Annotated in this window: 24 protein-coding genes; 16 read left to right on the top strand and 8 right to left on the bottom strand. The window is 73.3% G+C overall.

From position 1 onward, the window contains the following. Window positions 1-107: 107 nt before the first annotated feature. Window positions 108-1,445 carry a ribonuclease D gene (locus tag GA0070607_RS04820; RefSeq protein WP_089017084.1) on the bottom strand — a complete coding sequence of 446 codons (1,338 nt, stop codon included), beginning with the start codon at window positions 1,443-1,445 and terminating at the stop codon, window positions 108-110. Between the two features lie 209 nt (window positions 1,446-1,654). Between GA0070607_RS04820 and GA0070607_RS04815 the strand changes: the two genes are divergently transcribed. After that, window positions 1,655-2,872 carry a S1C family serine protease gene (locus GA0070607_RS04815; protein ID WP_089017083.1) on the top strand — a complete coding sequence of 406 codons (1,218 nt, stop codon included), beginning with the start codon at window positions 1,655-1,657 and terminating at the stop codon, window positions 2,870-2,872. Between the two features lie 156 nt (window positions 2,873-3,028). Further along, window positions 3,029-3,922 carry a hypothetical protein gene (locus GA0070607_RS04810; protein WP_089017082.1) on the top strand — a complete coding sequence of 298 codons (894 nt, stop codon included), beginning with the start codon at window positions 3,029-3,031 and terminating at the stop codon, window positions 3,920-3,922. A gap of 89 nt (window positions 3,923-4,011) precedes the next feature. On the opposite strand, the gene GA0070607_RS04805 is transcribed toward GA0070607_RS04810, so the two are convergent. Then, complete coding sequence (locus GA0070607_RS04805) at window positions 4,012-4,584, bottom strand: DUF3000 domain-containing protein (protein ID WP_089017081.1); 573 nt, start codon at window positions 4,582-4,584, stop codon at window positions 4,012-4,014. A gap of 215 nt (window positions 4,585-4,799) precedes the next feature. Between GA0070607_RS04805 and hemE the strand changes: the two genes are divergently transcribed. Genes hemE through hemQ form a run of 3 tightly spaced genes read left to right on the top strand, consistent with a single transcriptional unit; the run spans window position 4,800 to window position 8,065 of the window. Then, window positions 4,800-5,951 carry a uroporphyrinogen decarboxylase gene (hemE, locus tag GA0070607_RS04800; protein WP_089017080.1) on the top strand — a complete coding sequence of 384 codons (1,152 nt, stop codon included), beginning with the start codon at window positions 4,800-4,802 and terminating at the stop codon, window positions 5,949-5,951. 6 nt (window positions 5,952-5,957) lie between these two features. Beyond that, window positions 5,958-7,367, top strand: coding sequence for a protoporphyrinogen oxidase (hemG, locus tag GA0070607_RS04795; protein ID WP_089017079.1), 1,410 nt, complete (start codon window positions 5,958-5,960; stop codon window positions 7,365-7,367). Next, window positions 7,364-8,065 carry a hydrogen peroxide-dependent heme synthase gene (gene hemQ / locus GA0070607_RS04790; RefSeq protein WP_089017078.1) on the top strand — a complete coding sequence of 234 codons (702 nt, stop codon included), beginning with the start codon at window positions 7,364-7,366 and terminating at the stop codon, window positions 8,063-8,065. Before hemG ends, hemQ begins: the two co-directional genes overlap by 4 nt. Window positions 8,066-8,078: 13 nt before the next feature. Here hemQ and GA0070607_RS04785 read toward each other — a convergent pair whose 3' ends face one another. The 5 genes from GA0070607_RS04785 to GA0070607_RS04765 all read right to left on the bottom strand — a co-directional run bounded on the left by GA0070607_RS04785 (window position 8,079) and on the right by GA0070607_RS04765 (window position 11,793). Continuing rightward, complete coding sequence (locus GA0070607_RS04785; RefSeq protein ID WP_089017077.1) at window positions 8,079-8,567, bottom strand: GNAT family N-acetyltransferase; 489 nt, start codon at window positions 8,565-8,567, stop codon at window positions 8,079-8,081. Window positions 8,568-8,659: 92 nt separating this feature from the next. Further along, window positions 8,660-9,775 carry a lytic polysaccharide monooxygenase auxiliary activity family 9 protein gene (locus GA0070607_RS04780; protein ID WP_089017076.1) on the bottom strand — a complete coding sequence of 372 codons (1,116 nt, stop codon included), beginning with the start codon at window positions 9,773-9,775 and terminating at the stop codon, window positions 8,660-8,662. 118 nt (window positions 9,776-9,893) lie between these two features. Next, window positions 9,894-10,349: a GNAT family N-acetyltransferase gene (locus GA0070607_RS04775; RefSeq protein WP_172898982.1), complete on the bottom strand. Its 456-nt coding sequence runs from the start codon at window positions 10,347-10,349 to the stop codon at window positions 9,894-9,896. A gap of 59 nt (window positions 10,350-10,408) precedes the next feature. Beyond that, window positions 10,409-11,353: a DMT family transporter gene (locus tag GA0070607_RS04770; protein ID WP_089017075.1), complete on the bottom strand. Its 945-nt coding sequence runs from the start codon at window positions 11,351-11,353 to the stop codon at window positions 10,409-10,411. 179 nt (window positions 11,354-11,532) lie between these two features. Next, complete coding sequence (locus GA0070607_RS04765; RefSeq protein WP_089017074.1) at window positions 11,533-11,793, bottom strand: Prokaryotic metallothionein; 261 nt, start codon at window positions 11,791-11,793, stop codon at window positions 11,533-11,535. A 155-nt stretch (window positions 11,794-11,948) separates the two neighbouring features. Between GA0070607_RS04765 and GA0070607_RS04760 the strand changes: the two genes are divergently transcribed. The 3 genes from GA0070607_RS04760 (at window position 11,949) to GA0070607_RS04750 (ending at window position 13,726) form a co-directional block, all read left to right on the top strand. Then, window positions 11,949-12,224, top strand: a complete 276-nt coding sequence (locus GA0070607_RS04760) for a glycoside hydrolase (protein ID WP_089017073.1) — start codon at window positions 11,949-11,951, stop codon at window positions 12,222-12,224. A gap of 108 nt (window positions 12,225-12,332) precedes the next feature. Continuing rightward, window positions 12,333-13,073: a lytic polysaccharide monooxygenase gene (locus GA0070607_RS04755; RefSeq protein ID WP_089017072.1), complete on the top strand. Its 741-nt coding sequence runs from the start codon at window positions 12,333-12,335 to the stop codon at window positions 13,071-13,073. A gap of 62 nt (window positions 13,074-13,135) precedes the next feature. Next, window positions 13,136-13,726, top strand: coding sequence for a DUF305 domain-containing protein (locus tag GA0070607_RS04750; RefSeq protein ID WP_089017071.1), 591 nt, complete (start codon window positions 13,136-13,138; stop codon window positions 13,724-13,726). A 48-nt stretch (window positions 13,727-13,774) separates the two neighbouring features. Here the strand turns inward: GA0070607_RS04750 and msrB are convergent, their stop codons facing one another. Next, on the bottom strand, window positions 13,775-14,179 hold the full coding sequence (gene msrB, locus GA0070607_RS04745) for a peptide-methionine (R)-S-oxide reductase MsrB (protein ID WP_089017070.1): 405 nt from the start codon (window positions 14,177-14,179) through the stop codon (window positions 13,775-13,777). A 47-nt stretch (window positions 14,180-14,226) separates the two neighbouring features. On the opposite strand from msrB, the gene ligD reads away from it, so the two are divergent. The 8 genes from ligD to GA0070607_RS04710 all read left to right on the top strand — a co-directional run bounded on the left by ligD (window position 14,227) and on the right by GA0070607_RS04710 (window position 24,001). Then, window positions 14,227-15,261, top strand: coding sequence for a non-homologous end-joining DNA ligase (ligD, locus tag GA0070607_RS04740; RefSeq protein ID WP_089017069.1), 1,035 nt, complete (start codon window positions 14,227-14,229; stop codon window positions 15,259-15,261). 66 nt (window positions 15,262-15,327) lie between these two features. Next, window positions 15,328-15,894, top strand: a complete 567-nt coding sequence (locus GA0070607_RS04735) for an RNA polymerase sigma factor (protein ID WP_089017068.1) — start codon at window positions 15,328-15,330, stop codon at window positions 15,892-15,894. Beyond that, entirely contained in the window at window positions 15,891-16,979 is a 1,089-nt protein-coding gene (locus tag GA0070607_RS04730; RefSeq protein ID WP_089017067.1) for a hypothetical protein, read from the top strand. The genes GA0070607_RS04735 and GA0070607_RS04730 overlap by 4 nt, the downstream gene beginning before the upstream one ends. A gap of 178 nt (window positions 16,980-17,157) precedes the next feature. Next, the gene (locus GA0070607_RS04725; protein WP_231930845.1) at window positions 17,158-17,592 is read left to right on the top strand and encodes a DUF2975 domain-containing protein; all 435 of its coding nucleotides are present in this window, start codon (window positions 17,158-17,160) and stop codon (window positions 17,590-17,592) included. Continuing rightward, on the top strand, window positions 17,592-17,807 hold the full coding sequence (locus GA0070607_RS04720) for a helix-turn-helix domain-containing protein (RefSeq protein WP_089017065.1): 216 nt from the start codon (window positions 17,592-17,594) through the stop codon (window positions 17,805-17,807). Before GA0070607_RS04725 ends, GA0070607_RS04720 begins: the two co-directional genes overlap by 1 nt. Further along, complete coding sequence (locus GA0070607_RS32715) at window positions 17,804-17,968, top strand: hypothetical protein (RefSeq protein WP_172898981.1); 165 nt, start codon at window positions 17,804-17,806, stop codon at window positions 17,966-17,968. Before GA0070607_RS04720 ends, GA0070607_RS32715 begins: the two co-directional genes overlap by 4 nt. Before the next feature lie 145 nt (window positions 17,969-18,113). Continuing rightward, on the top strand, window positions 18,114-21,299 hold the full coding sequence (locus GA0070607_RS04715; RefSeq protein ID WP_089017064.1) for an ABC transporter permease: 3,186 nt from the start codon (window positions 18,114-18,116) through the stop codon (window positions 21,297-21,299). Further along, complete coding sequence (locus GA0070607_RS04710) at window positions 21,296-24,001, top strand: ABC transporter permease (RefSeq protein WP_089017063.1); 2,706 nt, start codon at window positions 21,296-21,298, stop codon at window positions 23,999-24,001. The genes GA0070607_RS04715 and GA0070607_RS04710 overlap by 4 nt, the downstream gene beginning before the upstream one ends.

Genomic DNA, 24,001 nt, shown 5'->3' with positions numbered 1-24,001 from the left:
TCGCACCCGGTTGATCATGAAGTTGTTGTCACGACTCGCCGGGCCGGACGGCAATAACTTCATGATCAACCGCGGTGGGGGTGGGTCAGGAGGGGTGGGGCAGGGGGTTAGGGGAGTTCGGGGGTGGGAGGGTCCGGATTCAGGGCTGGTGTCAGGTGGGGGGTGAGGAGGGCGATCTGCCACTCGCGGGCGTTGAAGCCCCGCAGGGTCTCCGCCACGGCGTCCTCGGTGAGCTCCTCCGGCGGGGTCCAGGCCAGCCGGCGCACCGAATCCGGGGTGATCAGATTCTCCGGGGGCAGGTTGTGCTTGCTGGCGATACGGACCACCACCTCCCGGCAGCGGGCCAGCCGACCGGCCGCCACCGGGTCCCGCTCGGCCCACCGGTGCGGTGGAGGTGGGCCCTCCACCGCGGGCGTGACCGGCAGCGCGTCATCCGGCAGTTGCCGGGCGTCGTCGAGCGCGGCCAGCCAGGTGCGGGCCAGCCGGCGCACCGACCGGCCGCCGAAACCGGGAAGCGTCAGCAGGGTCTTCTCGTCCTTCGGGTCCAACTCGGCAGCGGCGATGATCGCCGAGTCGGGCAGCACCCGGCCGGGCGCGGCGTCCCGCCGGGCCGCGATCTGGTCCCGGGCATACCACATCGAGCGGACCCGGGCCTGGGCCCGCGCCCCGCGCACCCGGTGGATGCCGGAGGTGCGCCGCCAGGGCTCCGCGCGAACCCGCGGTGGGCGGGCCCCGGTCCGGACCAGGGCGGCGAACTCCTCCGCGGCCCAGGCCGACTTGCCCTGCCGGGCCAACTCGGCGTCCAGCGCGTCGCGCAGGTCGGTGAGCAGCTCCACGTCCAGGGCGGCGTAGGTGAGCCACGACTCGGGCAGCGGCCGGCTCGACCAGTCGGCCGCCGAGTGGTGCTTCTCCAGGGTGAACCCGAGCAACTGCTCGGTCAGCGCGGCCAGGCCGACCCGCTCGAACCCGGCCAGCCGGGCGGCCAGTTCGGTGTCGAACAGCCGGCGCGGGCGCAGCCCCACCTCGGCCAGGCAGGGCAGATCCTGGCTCGCCGCGTGGAGCACCCACTCGGCCTCACCGATCACGGCGTCCAGCGCACTGAGGTCGGGCAACGGGAGTGGGTCGATCAGCACTGTGCCGGCGCCGGCCCGACGGAGCTGCACCAGGTAGGCGCGCTGGCTGTAGCGGTAGCCGGAGGCCCGCTCGGCGTCCAGGGCGACCGGGCCGGTGCCCGCGGCGAAACGCGCCACGACCTCGGCGAGATCGGCCGGAGTGGCCACCGGATCGGGGGTGCCGTCACGCGGGGCGGTCAGCGGAACGGGCCCACCGTCGGTCGGGTCGCCCCCGTCGCCCGCCGGCTGCGGCTGGGCCGACGGCGGGTGCTGGGGTGCGTTTCCCTGGAGTTCTTCGGTGGGCCGACGGCGCAGGGGTGGTTCGTCGGTCACCTGCCAACCCTAGTGCGCGCGGTGATCCGGTGGGTGCAGCCGGTCCGGCGTGTGTCGGTCAGGTGTCCGCAAGGTGTCCTTTCCGATGCCGGACATCAGGGGAGACAAAGCCCGTTCACGCAGGTACGGTCCATCGAGCCGGAGCCCCGTTGAAGATGACGAACGGTTGCTCGCGGCCACGGGAGACCACGGGGAAAGGCAAGACGATCATGGCGGTTGGCTTCGGTTCGGGGGACGGGCGACCGGAGGGCGTCGAGCCTGACGACGTGGGCAGGGCCACGCCGGCTGCCGACCGGCCGGGGCCGTTGCCGCCACGCATCGAACCGCACCCCGGCGCCGGGCCGACCTGGTCCGGGCCGACCGGCGGCACCGATCCGTCGCAGACCGTTCCGGCCCCCCGCGCCGGCTGGTCCGCCCCACCCAACACCGGCCAGTGGGGCTCTCCGCACGCTCCGCACGGCACCGCCGCGGCGTACGGCGCCCCCGCCGCGTACCAGCCGGCGGGACCGAGCTACCCGGGACCGGGTCTCCCCAACGGTGGCTATCCACCGCCCAGCGCCCCGCCGTTCGCCACCGCGGGTCACCCCGGTGCGCCGGCGCAGCCCGGCTGGCCGACCCCCGTGGCCCCACCGCCGCCCGCCCGGCCCGCCCGTCGCCGCTGGCCCGCCCTGCTCGCCACGTTCGCCGTCGTGGTGCTGGGCGCGGTGGCCGGAGTGCAGGCGTACCAGCTCGACCGGCTCGGCGACCGGCTCGCCGACACCGACCGGCGACTGGCGCAGGCCCAGGATGGCGACGGCACCCGCCTCGACGGCCTGGAGAAGCGCGCGGAGACGCTGGAGAAGCAGGCCGGTGCCGCGTTCAACCCGGAGGCGGTGGCGAGCGCCGTGCTGCCCAGCGTGTTCCGGGTCCGGGCCGGAGAGTTCACCGGCACGGCGTTCGCGGTGGGCAAGCCGGCGAACGGTGGCGGGACGAACCTGTTCACCAACTTCCACGTGGTCGAGGCGGTCTGGGACGGCGGTGGACGCCAGGTCTTCCTGGAGCGCACCGGCCAGCGTTTTCCGGCCACCATCATCAAGGTCGACAAGGCCAACGATGTGGCGCAGCTGCGTACCAGCGGGAAGTTCACCGGCCTGGTCACCGCCCCTTCCGCGGTGAAGTCCGGCCAGCAGATCGTCGTCGTCGGCGCTCCGCTCGGCCTGGAGGACAGCGTCACCACCGGTGTCGTGAGCGCGCTGCGCACCGCACAGGGGAATTCCGGACCGGCCATCCAGTTCGACGCCCCGATCAACCCGGGCAACTCCGGCGGGCCGGTGATCAACGGCAGCAAGCAGGTGGTGGGCATCGCCACCGCCAAGGCTCGCGACGCCGAGGGCATCGGGCTGGCCGTACCGATCAAGGTCGCCTGCGACGGTTTCAAGATCTGCTGACCCGGTGGGCCGGCGACGTCGCCCGTGCCGCTCGCGCCACCCGGACGTCGCCGGCCGCCCTCGAATCCGGCCGGGTTCTCGGCCCCGGCGAATCCCATCGCCGCACCCGGTCCGTCGCGCTGCCGGCGCGGGACCCGCTCACCTGGAGGAATAGAGATGTCCCAGCCACCGACCGGGCCGGACGGCCTCCCGCCGGCCACCCCGACGCCGCAATCGTCCGCCACGGACCAGACCGCGTCGTACGCCGCCGGTCCGCCGGCGGGCCCATCCAACTCCGACCCGACCGTGCCGCACCCGACCGTGCCGCACCCGACCGTGCCGCACCCGACCGGCGCTGAGCCGACTGTGCAGTACACGCCGGGCCAGCCCGCGCCGCAGCAGCAGTACACGCCGGGCCAGCCCGCGCCGCAGCAGCAGTACGCCCCGGGCCAGGCCACGCCGCAGTACGCGGCCGCCGCTCCGCCCGTGCCACCGCAGTACGGCGTACCGCAGGTCCCGCCCGGCTACCCGGCCAGCGCCCCGCCGTACGCCGGACAGGTCTCCGCGCCGCCGGTGTCCGGCCCCGGCTACGGCCAGCCGATGTCCGCGCCGCCCGGAATGGCGCCGCCGTACGGCCCGCCCATGGCGCCGGTGTCCGGCCGAGGTCGTGCGGTGCTGGTCCTGGCCCTGGTGGCCGCGCTGCTCTTCGTCGTCAGCGGGGTGATGACCGGGCTGTTCGTGACCAGGAGCAACGAGCTGAACCGGACGGAGAAGCGCCTCACCGGTCAGGTCGGTCAGCGCGACGACACCATCGCGGCCAACTCCACGGAGATCAGCAAACTGAAGACCGACCTGCAGACGATGCAGGAGAAGCTCGACAACACCGAGCAGGACCTGACCGGTACCCGTAACGACCGCGACGAGCAGGCCCGGCAGAAGAAGATCATCGCGAGCTGCCTGGACAAGCTGACCACCGCGCTCGGCGCGGCGGCGGCCGGTAACAAGAGCGCCTACGACGCGGCGATGAAGGGCCTGGACAAGGTCTGCGACGAGGCGGACAACTACCTCTGACAGCCGGCTTCCCGTCGATCATGGAGTAGAGGGGGTCCCGCCCACCACAACTCCATGATCGACGCCGCGGGGCGGTCGTGGCGGGTGGTTCAGGTGGCGGTGGCGGGGCGGCGGTCGGACAGGGCGGTCACCCCGGGTGGGGGCAGGCCCGCTGTGGAGGCGAGCAGCGCGCACCAGCCGAGCAGGTGCGGGACCAGGTCGTCGTCGACCGGGGTCCACGAGGCGCGGATCTCGATGTCACCGGCGGTGGGTGGGCCGGCCAGGTCGCCGAACCGGGTGGACATTGTCTGGGTGACAGTCCCTCCGATGGCCCGATGGCCGGCGTCGTGGGCGTCCAGCGCGTCGGTCAGCCAGGTCCAGCCGACCCCGGGCAGCAGCGGGTCGGCGGCCAGGTCGACCTCCAGCTCGGCGGTCACGTAGGTGACCAGCCGCAGGGTGCCCTGCCACGCCTCATGCCCGACCGGGTCGTGCAGCAGGATCAGCCGGCCGGTGGCCACCTCGTCGCCGTCGCGCAGCACCGTCGCGGAGAGCGCGAACGCGTACGGGGCCAGCCGCTGGGGGGCACCGACCTCCTCCAGCGTGATCTCCGGCCGGGGCGCCGCCGACCGCAGCCCGGCGACCGCGCGGGCGAAGGTCTCCGGGAGCGCGATCGGGGGGGCCATGCAGGCAGCCTATGCCGCCGTCGGCCCCCCGGCTTCGACGGCGCGCCGACGCCCCGGACGGCGGCGGTTTCCGTACCGCGGTTCGGCTACGCGTACCCGGCGTCCCATCCGGCCCGGCTCGCGGCACGGGTGTGTCAGGGGTCGGTGGCGGCAGGAAGTGTTCTTCCTTTCACCCCAGGCGGGGAGGGGGTGGGTGCCGTGGCACGATTGCGGCGATGAGCACGGACACCACGGGCACTGCCGCCCGAGACGGAGAACAGCGACCCGGAGGGCCGGCCGACTCGCCCTTCATCCGAGCGTGCCGGCGCCGGCCAGGCCCGCACACCCCGGTCTGGTTCATGCGCCAGGCGGGCCGCTCACTGCCGGAGTACCGGGAGATTCGGGCGAGCGTGCCGATGCTGGAGTCCTGCCGTCGCCCGGAGCTGGTCACCGAGATCACACTCCAGCCGGTGCGCCGGCACGGAGTGGACGCGGCGATCCTGTTCAGCGACATCGTGGTGCCGGTCGCCGCGGCCGGGGTCGACCTGGACATCGTGCCGGGCACCGGCCCGGTGGTCGCCGAGCCGATCCGCATCGCCGCCGACGTGGAGCGGATCCGCCCGATCACCCGCGACGACGTCTGGTACGTGGACGAGGCGGTCCGGCAGCTGGTGATCGAGCTGGGCGACACTCCGCTCATCGGTTTCGCGGGCGCCCCGTTCACCCTGGCCAGCTACCTGGTCGAGGGGGGCCCGTCGCGGACCCACGCGAAGACCAAGGCCCTGATGTACGGCGATCCGGAGCTGTGGCACGCGCTCTGCGGCCGGCTGGCCGAGGTGACGCTCGCCTTCCTGCGGGTGCAGATCGAGGCGGGTGTGTCCGCCGTGCAGCTGTTCGACTCGTGGGCCGGCACGCTCTCCGAGGCCGACTACCGCCGCTACGTGCTGCCGCACTCGACCGCCGTGCTGAGCGGGCTGGTCGACGACTGCTCCGGGTCGGGGCGCGGCGACAGACGCGCCGAGCCGGAGCAGTCGCACGCCGGGGTCCCGCGGATCCACTTCGGGGTGGGCACCGGCGAGCTGCTCGGCGCGATGGGCGAGGCCGGCGCGGACGTGGTCGGCGTCGACTGGCGGACCCCGCTGGACGTCGCCACCGGCCGGATCGGCCCGGACAAGGCGGTGCAGGGCAACCTGGACCCGTGCGTACTGCTCGCGCCCTGGCCGGTGGTGGAGGCCGAGGTGCGCCGGATCCTGGACCAGGGCAGGGCCGCACCCGGGCACGTGTTCAACCTCGGCCACGGGGTGCTGCCGGAGACCGACCCCGACGTGCTGACCCGGGTGGTCGCGCTGGTGCATGAGCTCTCCAGTCGCCGAGCCGACCAGGGCTGACACGCAATGCGGCAGCCCTGGCGGGTGGCGGTGGTCGGCGGCGGGATCGCCGGGCTGGCGGCTGCGGTCCGGTTGCGCGACCGCGCTCCGGCGGGCACCGAGATCACGGTGTACGAGCAGTCCGGCGCGCTGGGCGGCAAGCTGCGCACCGGGGAACTGGCCGGCCAGCGGGTGGAGTTCGGCGCCGAGTCGTTCCTGCTGCGCGACCCGACGGGCGCCGAATCCGCGGCGGTGGCGCTGACCCGCCGGCTCGGGTTGGTCGACGAGATCGTGCACCCCACGGTGGGGCAGGCCGCCCTGGTGGTCGACGGAGGGCTGCGTCCCATCCCGGGCGGCACCCTGGTGGGCGTACCCGGGGATCTGGACCGGGTGCGAACTGTCGCCCGCCCGGTCGCGGACGCCGACACCGACGACGGCCGGCCGCTTGTCGGGCCCGACGCGGACGTCTCGGTGGGCGCGCTGGTCCGGTCCCGCTTCGGTGACGAGGTGGTCGACCGGTTGGTCGACCCGATGCTGGGCGGCGTGTACGCGGGCCGCGCCGACGATCTCTCCCTGGTCACCACCATGCCGGCGCTGGCTCGGGCGGCCCGGGTGGAGCACACCCTGACCGGCGCGGTCCGGGCGGCGCAGGCCGCCGCGCCCCGCGCTCCCGGCGCCCCGGTCTTCGGCACCCTGGCCGGTGGGCTGAGCACGCTGGTCGAGGCGGCGGTGACGGCCAGCGGCGCGACGGTGCGACGCGACGCCGCGGTCCGCGAACTGACCCCGACCGACACCGGTTGGCGGCTCACGGTCGGCCCGACCCGGGACCCTGAACTGGTCGACGTGGACGCCGTGGTGCTGGCGGTGCCGGCCCGCCCGGCGGCCCGACTGCTCGCCGGTCCCGCCCCGGCCGCCGCCACGGGCGTCGGTGAGCTGGACTACGCCAGCGTCGCGCTGGTCACCCTGGCGCTGCCGCAGCCCGAGCTGCCCGCACTGTCCGGCTTCCTGGTGCCGAGCACCGAGGGGCTGCTGATCAAGGCGTCCACCTTCTTCACCACGAAGTGGGGGCACCTGCGCCGGCCCGACGGGCTGGCGCTGGTCCGCGCCTCGGTGGGTCGGTACGGCGACGAGGCGCAGCTCCAGCGCCCGGACGCCGACCTGGCGGCCACTGTGCACCGGGAGTTGTCGGCGGTACTCGGCGCGCCGCTGCCGGCCCCGGTCGACGGGCACGTGCAGCGATGGGGAGGGGCTCTGCCCCAGTACGCCCCCGGGCATGCCGACCGGGTCGCCGCCGCGCGGACCGCGTTGCGGGCCGCGCACCCCACCCTGGTCCTTGCCGGCGCCGGCTACGACGGCGTCGGCATTCCGGTCTGCGTCCGCTCCGGCGAGACGGCGGCCGACGAGATCATCACAGCACTGGGAGGATCGGCGAGATGACCGAGCAGACCAACGCGGCCCGAATGCGGGAGCTGAACGACAGCATCCGCTACACCATGTGGTCGGTGTTCCGGGCCAGCGCCCCGCTGCCGTCGCTGCGGGACAACGTCACAGGTGAGGTCGAGTCCCTCTTCGAGGAGCTGGCCGGCAAGGACGTCGTGATCCGGGGCGTGTACGACGTATCCGGGCTGCGCGCCGACGCGGACGTGTTGATCTGGTGGCACTCCGCCTCCAGTGACGCGCTCCAGGACGCGTACCTGCGGTTCCGCCGCACCACGCTGGGGCGGGCGATGGCCCCGGTCTGGTCGCAGATGGCGCTGCACCGGCCGGCGGAGTTCAACAAGAGCCACATCCCGGCGTTCCTGGCCGGTGAGGAGGCCCGCCCCTACATCTGCGTCTACCCGTTCGTCCGCTCGTACGAGTGGTACCTGCTGCCCGACGCGGAGCGGCGCGAGATGCTTGCCGAGCACGGCCGGCTGGCCCGTGGCTACCCGGACGTGCGGGCCAACACCGTCGCTTCCTTCGCGCTGGGCGACTACGAGTGGATGCTCGCCTTCGAGGCCGACGAGCTGCACCGCATCGTCGACCTGATGCGTGACCTGCGCGCCTCCGGCGCCCGCCGGCACGTCCGGGAAGAGGTCCCGTTCTACACCGGTCGCCGCCGCTCGGTCGCCGAGATCGTCAACTGCCTGGTCTGATCCCGCGCGTGGTTCAGAGCGGGCGGAGCATGACCTGCTCGCGGCGTACGCCGTCGGGCAGGAGGTCGCCGAGTTCGTCGGTGCGGCTGAAACCGGTGCGCCGGTAGAGGGCCTTGGCCGCCGCGTTGTCCGGCATGACGCTGAGGCGCAGCCGGTCGGCGCCGCCGGCACGGGCCCAGTCCGCCACGGCCTCCACCAGTTGGTGGCCGACCTTGTGGCCGCGCGCCTCGGGGTGCACCCACATCGAGATCAGCTCCGCGACGAGCGGGTCCGGCGTGGGTACGCCGCTGGCCATCCCGACCGGCCGCCCGTTCAGGCTGGCCACCAGATTGTGCGAGCCGGGGATGCTCAGCCTGCCGCGCCAGCGTTCCTCGCGGTCGCCGTCGCCCTGCCAGTCGGCCAGCCGGGAGCCGAACGCGTCCGGCGCCTCGGCGAGGGCGGCGAGCCGCAGCTCGCGCCAGGTGTGCCAGTCGTCCGGGGCGAGCACGGTCATCTCGATCATGTCGGGATGATGCCGGGTGCAGGGCGGCGTGCACCATCGAATTCCCGCCGGCCGGCGCCGCACCCCCGCCCGGGTGCGGCGCCGGCCGGGGATCAACTGGTCGTGGTGCAGGAGGCCAGCGGAAGCGGGTTGGTGCCGTTCCACGAGCCGAGGAAACCGAACGTGGTGCTCGCCCCGGCGGCGAGGGTGCCGTTGTGGGCGACGTTGCGCGCGGTGACCAGCGTGCCGTTGCTGGTGACGGTCGCGTTCCACGCCGAGGTGACCTGCTGGCCGCCGGTGTAGTTCCAGCTGACCGACCAGCCCCGGGTGGGCGAGCCGCCGGCTGTCACCCGCACCTCGGCCTGGAAGCCGCCGGCCCACTGGCCGGTGACCGCGTACGTGGCCGTGCAGGCGCCGGCCGGCGGCGGCGTCGTCGGCGGCGGAGTGGTCGGCGGTGGCGTGGTCGGCGGTGGCGTGGTGGGCGGTGGCGTCGTCGGCGGCGGAGTGGTGGGCGGCGGGGTGCCCGTTCCACCGGAGAAGTCGACGTCGCTGCACAGGTAGTAGGACTGGTCCAGGTGGCTGGCCTGCCAGATGGTGTAGACGATGTGTCGGCCGGTGCGGCCCGACGCGTTGACCGGGATTTCGATGGAGACGCCGCCGGTCTCCTGCTTCCACTGCGACGCCGGGGTGTTGCCGATCTGGCCGGACAGCACCAGGTCGTCCCAGCCGAGAGGCTCGGTCAGCGGGTTGAAGCCCTGCCGGGTCACGTACACCCGGATGTAGTCGGCGCCGTGGCTGGCCTGGTCGAAGAAGCGGACCCGGAAGTTGCTCGACACCGCTGTGGTCTTCCAGGCACCGACGGTGTCCAGGGCGTTGTAGCGACCGCTCTGGGTACGCCCGCCGCTGCACAGTTGACCGTTGGGAATGGCGCCCTGGTGGTTGCCGGCCACGCCCTCGCGGAACAGGCCGTTCCAGTTCCACATGGCGTTCGGGTCTGCCTGCCAGGCCTGCCAGCACATCGGGTCCTCGGTGGCCATCCGAGGGTTCTGGAAGTCGCTGCCCCAGCGTTGCCAGCAGCTGTAGTTGCGCGAGGCCGGGTCGACGACCGACCCGTGTGCCGAGGCGGGCTGGACCAGCGCGGTGGTCAGCGCGGTGGTGACCATGAGCGTGGCGGCCGCCGCGATGGCGAGCAGCCAGAGCACGCGTGGTGATCGGACGAGAGTGGACATGGAGCCCCCGGGGGGATGAGGTCGGACGACGACACCCGGACTGCCGGGAGATGCCCGCTCCCGTGCCTACTCGCAGGCTCCCGCGATGGCTCTACCCGGCACGATGCCAGGCAGATCGTCAGTCGTCAATGGCATCGCGGCGCATCGGAGTGTGCGGGATGCCGTCCTCGACGTACTCGGGGCCACTGACCGCGAAGCCGTGCCGGGTGTAGAAGGCGACCAGGTGCGACTGGGCGTCCAGCACGCAGGGCCGGTTGCCCACCACCTCCAGCGCCGCTGTCATCAGCCGGCCCGCGTGCCCGCCGCCGCGCGCGGCCGGGGCCACCACCACCCGGCCGATCCGGGCGACGCCGTCCGGATCGGCCAGGATCCGCAGGTACGCCAGCGGCGCACCGCCGTCGGTCAGCCAGAGGTGCCGGGTGCCCGGTTCCACGTCCCGTCCGTCGAGCTCCGGGTACGGGCAGTGCTGCTCGACCACGAACACGTCGATGCGCAGCTTGAGCAGGTCGTGGAAGGTGTGGGCGTTCAGGTCGGCGAAGGACGCCGTCCGGACCTCGATGGTCTGCTGGGGCACCCACCGATCCTAGGCCGTCCGGTCGGACCGGGCCCGAGGCGTACGGCCCGGCCCGGTGGTCACGGTACGTCCGCCCGGGTGGGGGCGAGGTAGGTGGCGGCCACTGCGGTGAGCAGCAGCGCGCCGCCGACGATCACCGGCAGCGGGAGCGGCTCGTGCAGCAGCGCCACGGCCAGTGCCGCCGCGGTCAGTGGTTCGAGCAGGGTCAGTACGGCGGCGACGCTGCCCGCGGTGGTGCGCAGCCCGGCGTAGAACAGCGCGTACGCCACCGCGGTGGTGACCACGCCCAGGTGCAGCAGCAGCGCCACGGTGTCGGCGCGTACCGGTACGCCGACCCCGGCGACCAGCGCCAGGGGGGCCAGGGTCAGGGCACCGATCACTGTGGAGATGGTGGTCAGCGTCATCGGCGCGGTGCGCTGCGACACCTGTCGGCTGATCAGGGTGGTCACGGCGTAGCCGAGGCCGGATCCGGCCGCCGCGAGCAGACCGAGCAGCGGGGCAGGCGCCGCCGTGGTGGGCTGCGCGGTGGCACCGGTGATCAGGGCGAGGCCGGCCACGGCGGCGACAAGTGTTCCGAGCCGCACCAGGTCGGGCATCCGGCGGGCCCGTACCGATTCCCACGCCGCGGCGAGCACCGGGGCCAGGCCGAGGCTGACCACTGTGGCCACGCCCACTCCGGCCAGCGCCACGGCGGCGAAGTAGAGCGCCTGGTAGAGGCCGAGGCCCACGCCGGTGAGCAGCAGCGACACCGGCGCCGCGCGCAGGGCGGCCAGGATCGCGCCGAGCCGGCCGGCGGTGCACGCCAGCAGGACGAGCGCGGCGATGGCCAGGCGGTGGCAACCGATGCTCACCGGGCTGAGCCCGGTGCTCTCGCGCAACAGTTGCACCGCCACGCCGGTGGTGCCCCACAGCACTCCGGTGACGGTGATCTGGATCAGGCCGGTGCGGGCCCGGGTGACGTCCGGGGCCGGGGCGGCCGGCGGCGCGGTACGGGAGGTGGACACGGGTGCGCTCCGAAAAGGGTGAGCCGTTGACGGGGACGACGTCGACGGAGCGCGTACGGCGAGGTGGCCGAGTGGGTCAGTGACCGCTCGGCGAGAGGCGCGGCGCTCCGGTCAGGAGCGCGGTGGGGGCAGGACGCCCAGGTACGGCCGCATCGCACGACCGTACCGCAGGGGCGGGATCAGGCGGGGCGTGCCCCGACGGCGTCGCGGATCTCGGCGCCCTCGGCGCCCTCGACCGCCCGGGCGCAGTGTCCGCAGCAGAAGAACCGGCCGTTGACCTCCACGCCGTGCCCGACGATCTTGATCTCGCAGTGCTCACAGATCGGTGCCAGTCGGTGGATCGCGCACTCGAACGAGTCGAAGGTGTGCACGTCGCCGCTGACCGTACGCACCTCGAACGCCATCCAGTAGTCGTTGCCGCAAACCTCGCAGGTAGCCATGAAAACCCCCGTATCAGGACATGTGCATTCAGAATGCCTCTGCGTATGTCGGTACCGGGCGGAATGCCGCTAGCCGGACGACCTCAGCGGCGTGTCGGCTCCGGCGTGTCGTCCGTTAGACCGGATGAACCGCCGCAACACCGGGAGGGATCGCAATGATCAAGCGCAACAGACTCTTCGGCAACCAGACCCGGGTCACCTTCTGCCTGCCCCGGGACACCCCGCCCGGTCCGGTGAGCGTGGTGGGCTGCTTCAACGCTTGGGAGCCCGGCCGGCACGAGTTGGTGACCCGCCGTGACGGCACCCGGACGGTGACCGTGCGGCTCGGGCCGGGCGAGTACCGGTTCCGCTACCTCGCCACCGGTGGGGTTTGGCTGGACGACGAGTCGGCCGACCAGGTCGACGAACGGGGCGGCCTGCTCCGGCTCTGAGAGAAAACTCGTCATCATCGATGTATTTATCGATGGGGGTCTTTACTGTTAACAAAGTTTAAATTACGTTGAGGGGCACCCACCGGACCTCGAGAAGGAGCTGCCCCGATGCGTCGAAGAATCACCGTCCCGCTGGTGGCGGCGGGTGCCGTCGCCGCCACCCTCACCGTCGCCGCGCCCGCCCAGGCGCACGGCTACGTGTCCGCCCCGCCGAGCCGCCAGGCGCTCTGCGCCCAGGGCCGGGTGCCCGACTGCGGGCAGATCAAGTACGAGCCGCAGAGCGTCGAGGGTCCCAAGGGCCTGCGCAGCTGCAACGCCGGAATCGCCCAGTTCGCCGTCCTGAACGACGACAGCCGGGGCTGGCCCGCCACCTCGGTCGGCAGTTCGCTGACCTTCACCTGGGTGAACACCGCCCGGCACGCGACCAGCAACTGGGAGTACTGGATCGGCAACACCCGGGTCGCCTCGGTCAACGGCAACGGCCAGCAGCCCGGCGCCACCGTCTCGCACAATGTCAACCTCGGTGGCTTCTCCGGGCGGCAGAAGATCCTCGCGGTGTGGAACATCGCCGACACCGCGAACGCCTTCTACTCCTGCATCGACGTGCAGATCGGCGGCGGTGGTGGTGGGCCGGTGCCCAGCCCGACCCCCACACCCACGCCACGGCCCACGCCGACGGCCACGCCGACCACTCCGCCCGCGCCGGGCGGCACCTGGGCGGCCGGCCGGGCGTACCAGGTCGGTGACCAGGTCACCTACGGCGGGTCGACGTACCGCTGCCGGCAGGCGCACACCGCGATCGCCGGGTGGGAGCCGCCGAACGTGCCGGCGCTCTGGAGTCAGGTCTGACCGCACGGGTGCGACCCCGGTCGCGCCCGTGTCGCCGTCTTCGCGTGATCGGAGCACCCGGCATGACCCGCCGAACCCTGCTGGCGCCCCTGCTCACCGTGCTGCTGCTCACCGCCGCCTGCGCCGGACCGCCCGCGTCGACCCCGTCGGCCGTGCCTCAACCGGCGCCCGCGTCCCCGGCCGGGTCGGCAGCGGCCGGGGACGCGCTGAGCGGTATCGACGTGGTCTTCCTCAGCACGATGGTCGGGCACAGCGAACGCACCCTGGAGATCGTCCGGCTGGCTCGGGACCGGCTGCGCGACGGCTCGCTGCGCACCCTGGCCGCCGCGATCGACGCGACCGAGGCGGATGAGCTGGCCGCCATGCGCGGCTGGTTGCGCACGGCGGGCCCGGGTGCCAGCGCGGGCGCGCACCACCACGCCGGGCACGGGGACGACGCCGCGCTCGACCGGCTGCGGGCCGCGTCGGACGCCGACGTCGACCGGGTGCTGCGCGAGGTGCTCGCCGACCACCAGCGGGCGGCGGCCGACCTGGCCCGGGCCCAGGTCGACGTGGGCCGCAGCGAGCAGGTCCGCGACCTGGCCCGGCGGATCGAGCGGTCCCGGACCGCGGAGGTCGGGCTGCTGACCGGGCCGCCGGCCGCGCGGCGGTGACCGGGGTACGCCGCCGGCGCCCCCACCGCCGCGCGGTGGCCGCTCAGCTCAGCGGGGTTCCAGCCGGACCGAGACCGAGTTGACGCAGTGTCGGGTGTCCTTCGGGGTGAAGCCCTCGCCGTGGAAGACGTGCCCGAGGTGGCTGTTGCAGCGGGCGCAGCGGATCTCCGTACGGACCGCACCCAGGCTGCGGTCCTCGATCTCCTTGACCCGGCCCGGGATGGCGTCGTCGAAGCTCGGCCACCCGCAGTGCGAGTCGAACTTCGTGTCGCTGGAGAAGAGTTCCAGCCCGCAGGCGCGGCAGTTGTAGACGCCGGCCGTCTTGGTGTCCACGTACTCACCGGTCCACGGCCGCTCGGTGCCGGCCTCCCGCAGTACGTGGAACTCCTCGGGGGTCAACCGGACCCGCCACTCGTCTTCGGTCTGGGGCAGCTCGTTGTCGTCAAGACTCACCCGTCAACGGTACGTCGAACGTCGGGGGCGTGGCATAAGGTCGCGGGATGGGTGGCACCAAGGCAGCGGTCGCCGAGGTCGAGGTGGCCGGGCACACCGTACGGCTGAGCAGTCCCGACCGGGTGATCTTCCCGCAGCGGGGCTTCACCAAGGCGGACGTCTTCCACTACTACCTGGCGGTCGGCGACGGGATCATGCGCGCCCTGCGGGACCGGCCCACCACGCTGCAACGCTTTCCCGAGGGCGTCGAAGGCGAGATGTTCTTCCAGAAGCGGGTGCCGACCCGGGGTGTCCCACCCTGGGTGACGACCGCGGAGATCACCTTCCCGAGCGGCCGGAGCGCGTCCGAGCTCTGCCCGGTTGACCTGGCCCACGTGGCCTGGGCGGCACAGATGGGCACGATCGTGTTCCATCCGTGGCCGGTGCGCGCCGCCGACGTGGACCGCCCCGACGAGCTGCGCATCGACCTGGACCCACAGCCCGGCACCGACTTCGCCGACGCGGCACGGGCCGCCGCGGAGGTCCGCTTGGTGCTCGACGAGCTGGGTGCCACCGGCTGGCCGAAGACCTCCGGTGGCCGGGGCGTGCACGTCTACCTGCGCATCGCCCCACGCTGGACGTTCACCGAGGTGCGCCGGGCCACCATCGCGCTCGCCCGGGAGGTGGAGCGCCGCTGCCCCGAGCTGGTCACCACCGCCTGGTGGAAGGAGGAGCGGGGCAGTCGGGTCTTCGTCGACTACAACCAGATGGCCCGGGACCGGACGATCGCCTGCGCGTACTCGCTGCGGGCCAACGCGCGGGCCACCGTGTCCACCCCGGTCACCTGGGACGAGCTGCCCGCCGTCGACCCGGACGACTTCGACCTGCGCACCGTCCCGGCCCGGCTCACCGAGCGGGCCGACCCGCACGCCGGCATCGACGACAGCCCGTGGGACATCACCCCACTGCTGGAGTGGGCCGAGCGGGACGCCGCCGGCGGCCAGGGCGACCTGCCATACCCGCCGGACCACCCGAAGATGCCGGGCGAGCCCAAGCGGGTCCAGCCCAGCCGCGCCAAGCGCACCCCCGACGACAGCGCCTGACACGCGTCGCGCCTTTTTCCGGCTCGCACCCGTCACGACCGGCGCTCGACCGGACATGAGATAGACGTGAGCTCCGGGACCGAGCACGAGGACCTCTTCCGACGCGTCTACGCGGCCAACTTCGAGCCGCTGCTGGCGTACGCCCTACGGCGCGTGGAGCAGCCCGAGGACGCGGCCGACGTGGTCGCCGAGACCTTCCTCGTCGCCTGGCGGCGCAGCCGTGAGATGCCGCCCGAGCCCGAGATCCGGCTCTGGTTGCACGGCGTGGCCCGGCGGGTGCTGTCCAACCACCACCGGGGCGGGATGCGCCGGGGCCGGCTGGGTGAGCGGTTGCGGCAACGGATCCGGGCCACCGTCGCGGTCGACCCGGGCAGCGAGGTGCCCGAACGGCTCGCGGTCCGGGCCGCGCTGGCCCGGCTGGGCGAGGTGGACCGGGAGGTGTTGATGCTGACCTTCTGGGAGGGCCTGGAGCCGCGTGAGGTCGCCACGGTCCTGCACGTGAGCCCGGCCGCGGTCCGTACGCGGCTGTCGCGGGCCCGGGCCCGGTTGCGTGATCTCGTCGGTGACGATCTGAGGCCGCCCGGACATGTACTCGACGTCATGGCCGCACGGGCCCCAGAGGAGGGCAGATGACCGACGAGCACCTCGACCGGATGGTCCGAGACGCCGACCCGTACCGACCCGAGGTCGTCGCGCACCTCGACGGGACCGCACAGACCCTCCTGGAGGAGATCATGTCCACGCCGACCCTCGAACCCGTCGCCGAACCACCGGGCACACGCGCCCGCAGGCGCCGCGCCGTGCTGGGCGGTCTCGCCAGCGCCAGCGTCGCGGCCGCCGTTCTCGCCGTCGTCTTCACCGTCTCGGTGGTGGGTTCCGACCAGCCGGGAGGCGGCGAAGCCTCCCCGGAGACCGGTCCCACGTCCGAGGCGACGAGAACAACCTCCTACTCCGCGATGGTGCTCAAGGCGGCCGAGGAGAACCCGCGGCTGTTGATCGACCAGCCCGGCTGGAAGGCGACCACCGTCTACGGGTTCGCCGAGAAAGAGGGCACCATCGCGTTCCGCAACGACGAGCGCGAACTGTCGATGAACTGGTACCCGGCCGACCAGTACAACGGGTACCACCAGGATCGGCTCCACGTCAGCAAGCCGGAGCAGGTGAAGGTCGACGGCTGGCCGGGCGACCTGTTCCGGTACAGCGCGAGCGACTTCGCGGTCATGCTGAAGCCCCGCGACGGTTCCTTCGTCGAACTTCGTGCCGGAGGCACGTGGACGCGGACCGAGTTCGATCGGGTCATCGCCGACGTCGTGCGCGTCGACGCCCGCACCTGGCTGGCCGCGCTTCCGGCGGAGATCGTCACGCCCGAGCGGGCGGATGAGCAGGCGGCCAAGGTTCTCGCGGGGGTGCCGCTCCCTCCGGGCTTCGACGCCACCGCGCTGGGCGCCCTGGGCACCAACGACGCCTACCAGTTCGGCGCCAAGGTGACCAGCCGGGTCGGCTGTGGGTGGATCGCCGAGTGGCTGCGCGCGAAGCAGGCCGGCGACGACGCCGCCGTCAAGCGGGCCGCCGACGCGTTGCGCAGCAGCCACACGTGGAAGGTGCTGCACCAGATGAACGATGAGGGCGACTGGCCGGAGGTGTTCTGGGAGACCGCCGACGAGGTGGCCGCCGGGAAGTCGCCGGCCGGCTACCGGGATGCCCTGGGCTGCGAGTAGCTGTCCCGCACCGCCGAGCAGCTTTCGGGCCGGGCGCCGAGGATCAGTGGATCCCCGGCGCCCGGCCCGGCATCGGATAGCCAGAGGCTCGATACCTATTGACTTTCGATAGGTAGCGAGCGAGGATCGATGCATGGTCGTAGCGCATCGAGCGGTGTTTCCGCTCAGAGTCTTTCTCGTGTTGCTGTTCGGGGTCCTGGTCATGTTCCAGACCTTCTCGCTGCCCGGGCAGTTCGCCCACATGGCGAAGGAGTCGCCGGACTTCGCGTACCTGAGGTGGCCGGCGACGGCCGTGACGGTGTTCTGGGTGCTGTGTGTCCAGGTGGTGATCGTGGCCACCTGGAAGCTGCTCAGCCTGGTCGAGAACGACCGCATCTTCACCGAGGTTGCCCTCAAGTGGGTGGACGCGATCGTGTGGGCCATCGCCGCCGCGTGGGTGGTGCTGGTGGGCGTCTTCCTGTACGTCGGTTTCAACGCGGACGACCCCGGGTTGCCGCTCCTGCTGTTCCTGATGACGACGGGCGTCACCGTGCTGGGGCTCCTGATGGTGGTGATGCGGGCACTGCTGCGGCAGGCCACCACCCTGCGCACCGACATGGAAGCGGTGATCTGATGCCGATCATCGTCCGCATCGACGTCGAGCTGGCGAAACGCAAGATGAGCGTCGGTGAGTTCGCCGAACGTGTCGGCCTCACGCCGGCGAATGTGGCCGTGCTGAAGAACGGCCGGGCCAAAGCCGTCCGCTTCAGCACCCTGGAGGCGATGTGCCGGGTGCTCGGCTGCCAGCCCGGCGATCTGCTCGAGTGGGTCGAGGAGGACAGCCCATGAAGTACGTCCCCGCGATCGTCACCGTCCTCGCCGTCGCGCTCGGTGTCGCCGGCGTCGTGCTCGGGGGAGCCGATGACTCTCCGGGCCTCCAGTTCCTGGGCGTCGTGATCGTCGTCAGCGCTGTCGCGCTCGGTGTGCGGAGCTTTCGCCGCCGCAGGTAGCGGACCGGCTGCGGCGATCAGCCAGGTCGCCGGGCGGGGCCTCCACCGACTCCCCGCGTAACGATCAAGTAACGGGCGCGAACCTTTCCCGGTAGATGACCTGTCTTGATGGTCGTCGGCCCGCCAGGGCCAGGGGAGGCGTCGGATGAAGTTGGTGTGGAGGCGGGCCCGCGAGGCGCGCGGTCTGCTGGTTGCCGCGGTGATCGCCGCCCTGGTCGCCGTCGCGTTGGTCACCGGCCTTTCCGACTACAACCGCCGCGCGGTGGACGCCGGGCAGCGGGCCCTGGTGGCAGCCTCGCCGGCCGAGGAGCGCGGCCTGCTGGTCAGCGGCTCCGGTGGGCGCGACGCCGCCGAGTTCGCCACCCGGGACAAGGCCGTCCGCGCCGGGTTCGCCGACGGGTTCGCCGGCGTCCCGGTCACCGTCGGCGCGGCCCGGTACGGCACCGGCCGGGAGCTGACCGGCGATCTCGGATCCGTGCCCCGCACCGACGACGAACCCATCTTCGCGAATGTGGCCACGTTCGACGACCTCGCCAGGCACGCGGAGCTGACCAGCGGGGCCTGGCCCCAGCCCGGGGCGAACCCGATCCAGGTGAGCCTCCCCGAGCGGGTCGCCGGCCAGCTGGGCCTGCGCGTCGGCGAACGCGTCCCGGCACGCGACCGGTCCGCCGAACGGCGCAGCGAATTCGTGGTCGCCGGCATCTGGCGGCCCCGCGACCCGATCGACACGTACTGGCTGCTGGCCCCCGGAGTGGGGGCGGACAGCGTCGGATCCACCACCTCGTACGGGCCGTTCGCGCTCGACCCGGCTGACTTCGCGGCCACCTTCCGGGGCTCGGTGTCGGCGTCCTGGCTGGCCGAACCGGACCTCGGCGGTGTCGACACCGCCGACCTGCCGGCCATGCGGAACGCCCTCACCGAGGCCACCACGACGGTGCCCGAGGCCGCTCAACTGGGCAGCTCCGGGCAGGCGGTCACCAAGATGGAACGGCTGCTGGACCGGATCGCCCGCGCCGATCTGGTGGGCCGCTCCTCGCTGGCCACCCCGCTCCTGCTCATCCTGGTGCTCGGCGGGTACGCGCTGGTGCTGGTCGCCGCACTGCTGCATGAGGACCGCCGCCCCCAGACCGCGCTGTTGCGTGCCCGTGGCGCAGCCCGCCGGCAGCTGGCCGGCCTGGCCGCCCGCGAGGCGACCCTGGTGGTCGCCCCGGCCGCCGTGCTGGGCCCGCTGATCGCCAGTGAGGCGCTGCGGTACATCCGGCCCGGCGGGTCGGCGGAACTCTCCACCGCCGGCGGTAACACCACCCTGGTCTGGGCAGCCGCCGCGGCCACCGCGGCCGGCTGCCTGGTCGCCATGGTTCTTCCGGCGCTGCGCAGCGCCGGCACGTACGTGGCGGACATGGCCGCCCGGTCGCGGCCGAACCGGGCCGCGAGCGTCCAGCGGGCCAGCGTCGACCTGGTGCTGGTTGCGCTCGCCGTGCTCGCCTGGGTGCAGCTGCGCCGGTACGCCTCCCCGCTGGCCGGCTCGGGCGGCCGGCTCGGGCTCGACCCGCTGCTGATCGCCGCGCCCACGCTCGGCGTGCTGGCCGGCGCCGTGCTGGCGTTGCGGGTGCTCCCGCCGCTCACCCGGTTCGCCGAGCGGTTCGTCGACCGACGGCCCTGGACGGCCACCATGTTCGGCATGTGGCAGGCCGGTCGGCGTCCACACGCCGGCCCGGTGCTGCTCCTCGCCCTCGCCGTCGGCGGCAGCACCCTGGCCTGGTCCCTGATCAGCACGGGGGAGCGGTCCCAGGTCGAGCAGGCCAGTCACACGGTCGGCGCCGACCTGCGGGTGACCGAACGGACCGGGTCAGCCCCGCCGAGCCGCGCCGGTCAACTCGTCGCGCTGCCCGGCGTGGACCGGGTGTTGCCGGCGTGGCGGGACGAGACGCGGGTCGGCCGCGAGGACCTGCCGGTGACCGTGATCGGCGTCGACCCCGCCAGCGCTCCCGGCGTCGTCCGACTCGCCGACCGGCTGAGCGACGAACCGGTGTCGGACCAGTACAACCGGATGGTCGGTGCCCGGGGAAAGCCCGTCGGCGTCGAGTTGCCCGCCGACGTCCGCGCGATCACCGGCACGGTCCGCACCCCGGTGGTCAGGGCCCTACAGCCGCTCCGGGTCGCTGTGACGCTCCTGGTCACCAGCTCCGACGGGCTCGCCCTGCGGCTGCCGGTAGCCGACTCGGACAGTGCTGGCCGGGCCACCCGGTTCACCGTGCGACTGCCCGACGTGGGCGCGGCACGACTGCGGCTGGCCGGGTTCGAGGCCGACGGCGGGCGAGCGGCCGGCAGCTCCTACGGACTCCAGGTGGACGGGTTGACGGCGGTCGCCGCCGACGGCACGACCCAACCCGTCGAGCTGACGGGTGACTGGGCGATGATGGTCCCCGGCAAGGGGCCCTCGCCGGTGGTGGCCACCGGCAGCGGGTTCGCCGCGGTCAACCCGGTGGCGGTGATTCCGGGCGGGGAGTTCGCGTACCAGCCGTACACCCGGTTCGCCGTCGTGCCGGCCGGCGACAGCACGCCCGTGCCGGTGCTGATGACCCCCCGGGTACGTGACGCACTGAGCTTGAACGTCGGCGACACCGTCGACCTGACGCTCTCCGGGGCGACGCTCCGGGTCCACCTGGTCGGTGAGCTGACCGCCGTGCCGGCCACCACCGGGGAGGGGATACTGCTCGACCTGCCCGCGGCGGTCGACACCCTGATCCTGGAAAGCGGCGCGGTGCGACCCGTACCGGAGTGGTGGGTCGGCGCCGACGACCCGATGGCCGCCGCCCGAGCGGCCAGCGAGCTGCCGGACGTCACCGTGCTCAACCGGGAGGCGGTCATCGAGTCGGCCGCCGACGACCCGTACTGGCGCGGATCCCGCACCGGAATGCTCGCCGCGGCGCTCGGCGCGGTTCTCCTCGCCCTGGTCGGCCTCATGGTGGACGTGTGGGCCACCGCGCGGCGCCGGTTGGGCGAGTTCGCGGTACTGCACACCCTCGGCGCCACGCCTCGGCTGCTGGCCCGGGCGCTGCTGGCCGAACAGACCTTCCTCGCCGGCATCGGCGTGGGGGTCGGGCTGCTGCTCGGCGCCGCGGTCGGGGCCACCATGGCCCCGCTGGTCATCCTCACCCCGGCCGCCGGCCGGCCGGTGCCCCCGGCGACGTTCGCGCTGCCCTGGGTGCCGATCGGCGTGACGGCGGTCGGTCTGCTGCTGGCGGCGCTCGCCTTCAGCGCGTTCATAGCCACCGGCATCCGGCAGCGGGTGGCGGCGGTGCAGCTGCGAATCGGGGGAGAACGATGAGCGTCGGCGGGGCCGTCCGGCGGGTCCGGGCGTACGGTGGGCAGTTCCTGCTCCTGGCGGTGCTGACCCTGGTGGTCACGCTGCTCATCAGCGGGGTGCCCCGGCTGGTCAACCGGCTCGCCGAACAGGGGCTGCGCACCCAGCTGAACAGCGAGCCGGCCGCCCGCCGGGACGTCTCGTACACCTCCGAGTTCCTGGCCGCCTCCCCGGTGGACTCGGTCATGGCCGACGCCCGTGGGCGGTCCGAGGGCCTGGCCGAGCAGATGCCGCCGGCGGTGCGCTCGGCGGTGGAGGAGCAGTGGTACAGCGTGGACGTCGCGCCGGCCCGACTGGCCGGCCCCGACCTGGCAGCCCGCAAACTGCTTGTCGATCTGAGTCTGCGTGCCGTCCCCGGCATTCAGCAGGCGGGCACCCTCGTCGAGGGGGCGTGGCCGAACGAGACGTACGTCCCCGGTCGGCCGATCGAGGTGGCGCTCGACGTCGACGTGGCCCGCAAGCTCAACCTGCGGACCGGCAGCGCACTGCGCATCGGTAACGCCACCCGACACGGTCTCACCGACGCGGCCCCGGTGGTGGTGGTCGGGCTGTTCCGCCCCATCGATCCTGCGAACGGCATCTGGGACGGGCTGCCACCGCTGCTGCGGATCACCGAGCCGCTCGGGGACGGCGAGTCCTTGATCGTCGTAGGCGTGGTCGCCGAGTCGGCCCTCAACAAGCGGGCTGCGGCCGGTTGGTCGGTGCGGTACGACTGGCGGTACCGGCTGGGCGTCGACCGGATCGACGCGCGTCACCTGGATGAGCTGATCGACGGCCTGCAGCAGATGCAGCGCAGCAAACCGTCGACCCTCACGTTGACCCAGGGTGTCGATGTGCCGCTGCGCGCGTTCGCCGCCCAGGTGAACGCCGCGCGTACCCTGCTCGCGGTGATCGCGGCCGGCGTGCTGGCCACCCTGGCCGGGCTGATCGTGCTCGCGGCCACCCTCGCCATCCGGCGACGCCGCGCGGAGTTCGTGCTGCTGCGTGCCCGCGGTGGCGCCGCCACCGCCGGCGCCCGGCGCAGCCTGGCCGAGTCACTACTGGTGGTGCCGATAGCCGCCGCGGTGGGCTGGTGGCTGGGCACCCTGTTCCCCGGCGCCGCGGACCCGACGGCGCCGTACGCCGCCGCGGCGACCGTCCTGGTCACCCTGGCGCTGCCGATGGCGACACTGGCGATACCGACCGGTGGGGCGGCACGTCGTGACCTCGTCCGGATACGCCCGTCGGCCCGCCGGCTCACCGTCGAGGTCTCCCTGCTGCTGCTCGCCGGGCTCGCCGCGGTGCTGCTGCGCCGGCGCGGCCTCACCCTCGGCGAGGTGGACCCGCTGCTGGTGTCGGTACCGGTGCTGCTCGCGGTCGCGGCGGCGGTGCTCGCGCTGCGGGCGTACCCATGGCCGTTGCTGCTGGTCAGCCGGCTGGCCGCGCGGACCCGGGGCAGCGTCGCCTTCCTCGGCACGGCGCGGGCCGGCCGGTCGGCGGTCGCCGCCCCGCTGGTCGTCGTGGTGCTGGCGATCGGCACCGCGGCGTTCTGCGCGGTGGTCGCCGCCGGCGTCGGCGCGAGCCGGGAACGGGCCGCCGAGCAGATCGTGCCCGCCGACGCGGTGATCCGCGGGGAGCGCTTCGCACCCGACACCGTGGACGAGCTGGGCCGTCTGCCTGGGGTGCGAGCCGTCACGCCTGTGCTGTTGCAGTCTGATGAACGACTGGCCGTGGACGAACTCGGCACCGACGCGCGGGTCGCGCAGACGGCCGTGCTGCTGGTCGACGGCTCGGGACTGGACGCGGTGGCCCGGGAATCCGATGTGGACCTACCGGTCCCGGCCGCGCTGCGCACCGCCCGTCCCGAACCGGGATCGCTGCCGGCGATCGTCTCCCCGGCGGTCGCCGCCGACCTGGCCAAGGCCGGGCTGGACCACTCCGCGTTCATCTCGGTGCAGGGCCAGCGGTACGAGTTCCGGGTGGCCGGCACCGAGGAGAGTTTCCCGCTGCTGTCGTCGAACACCGCCCGGTTCGTCATCCTGCCCTGGCAGGCGCTGCCGGCGCGGAACACCACGCCCGTCCCGACCAGCCTGCTGGTCGCCGGCGACCGGTTGGACCCGGAGGCGCTGCGCCGGGCCGGTGACCAGGGACAGGAGCGGTACCAGCACACCGGTGCGGTGACCGGCAAGGACCGGCCGATCGGGGTCACCGTCGACACCCGGGCGGGTGTCCTGCGGGATCTCGGTAACGGTGGCGCGAACGGCGTACTGGCCTTCGGCTTCGTGGCCGGCGCCGTCGGCGGCACAGTGCTCGGGTTGCTGGCCATCGCGTTCACAGTGCTGGCCGGTGCGCGAGCCCGGGGCCAGGTGCTGTCCCGGCTGCGTACCCTCGGCCTGTCCCGCCGGCAGTGGCGGGGGCTCCTGCTGGTCGAGTTGACCCCGCTGGTCGCGGTGTCGGTGCTGACCGGCGCGCTGGTCGGCGCGGTGCTGCCCCTGCTGCTCAACCCGGTGCTCGGCCTGTCCGCGTTCACCAGTGGTATGCCGGTCCGGGTGGCCTTCGAACCCAGCCTGGTCGCCGCGGTGCTCGTGCTCGGGGCGGTCGCCCTCGGCTTCGCGGTCGCCGTCGAAGCCCTGAACAACCGCCGGTTGCGCCTCGGTGAGGTGCTTCGGCTCGGAGAGGAGAGCTGA

This window comes from Micromonospora coriariae, assembly GCF_900091455.1.
GTDB lineage: Bacteria > Actinomycetota > Actinomycetes > Mycobacteriales > Micromonosporaceae > Micromonospora > Micromonospora coriariae.
This window is presented reverse-complemented; position numbering and strand designations above follow the sequence as displayed.

Bases quoted from the DNA above. Each gene is read 5' to 3' on its own strand.
- GA0070607_RS04750 (WP_089017071.1), top strand. From the start codon at position 13,136: ATGACCCGCCGAACCCTGCTGGCGCCCCTGCTCACCGTGCTGCTGCTC.
- GA0070607_RS04760 (WP_089017073.1), top strand. From the start codon at position 11,949: ATGATCAAGCGCAACAGACTCTTCGGCAACCAGACCCGGGTCACCTTC.
- GA0070607_RS04715 (WP_089017064.1), top strand. From the start codon at position 18,114: ATGAAGTTGGTGTGGAGGCGGGCCCGCGAGGCGCGCGGTCTGCTGGTT.
- GA0070607_RS04755 (WP_089017072.1), top strand. From the start codon at position 12,333: ATGCGTCGAAGAATCACCGTCCCGCTGGTGGCGGCGGGTGCCGTCGCC.
- hemQ (WP_089017078.1), top strand. From the start codon at position 7,364: ATGACCGAGCAGACCAACGCGGCCCGAATGCGGGAGCTGAACGACAGC.
- GA0070607_RS04785 (WP_089017077.1), bottom strand. From the start codon at position 8,567: ATGATCGAGATGACCGTGCTCGCCCCGGACGACTGGCACACCTGGCGC.
- GA0070607_RS04730 (WP_089017067.1), top strand. From the start codon at position 15,891: ATGACCGACGAGCACCTCGACCGGATGGTCCGAGACGCCGACCCGTAC.
- GA0070607_RS32715 (WP_172898981.1), top strand. From the start codon at position 17,804: ATGAAGTACGTCCCCGCGATCGTCACCGTCCTCGCCGTCGCGCTCGGT.
- hemG (WP_089017079.1), top strand. From the start codon at position 5,958: ATGCGGCAGCCCTGGCGGGTGGCGGTGGTCGGCGGCGGGATCGCCGGG.
- hemE (WP_089017080.1), top strand. From the start codon at position 4,800: ATGAGCACGGACACCACGGGCACTGCCGCCCGAGACGGAGAACAGCGA.
- GA0070607_RS04805 (WP_089017081.1), bottom strand. From the start codon at position 4,584: ATGGCCCCCCCGATCGCGCTCCCGGAGACCTTCGCCCGCGCGGTCGCC.
- GA0070607_RS04810 (WP_089017082.1), top strand. From the start codon at position 3,029: ATGTCCCAGCCACCGACCGGGCCGGACGGCCTCCCGCCGGCCACCCCG.
- ligD (WP_089017069.1), top strand. From the start codon at position 14,227: ATGGGTGGCACCAAGGCAGCGGTCGCCGAGGTCGAGGTGGCCGGGCAC.
- GA0070607_RS04815 (WP_089017083.1), top strand. From the start codon at position 1,655: ATGGCGGTTGGCTTCGGTTCGGGGGACGGGCGACCGGAGGGCGTCGAG.
- GA0070607_RS04765 (WP_089017074.1), bottom strand. From the start codon at position 11,793: ATGGCTACCTGCGAGGTTTGCGGCAACGACTACTGGATGGCGTTCGAG.
- GA0070607_RS04780 (WP_089017076.1), bottom strand. From the start codon at position 9,775: ATGTCCACTCTCGTCCGATCACCACGCGTGCTCTGGCTGCTCGCCATC.
- GA0070607_RS04710 (WP_089017063.1), top strand. From the start codon at position 21,296: ATGAGCGTCGGCGGGGCCGTCCGGCGGGTCCGGGCGTACGGTGGGCAG.
- GA0070607_RS04720 (WP_089017065.1), top strand. From the start codon at position 17,592: ATGCCGATCATCGTCCGCATCGACGTCGAGCTGGCGAAACGCAAGATG.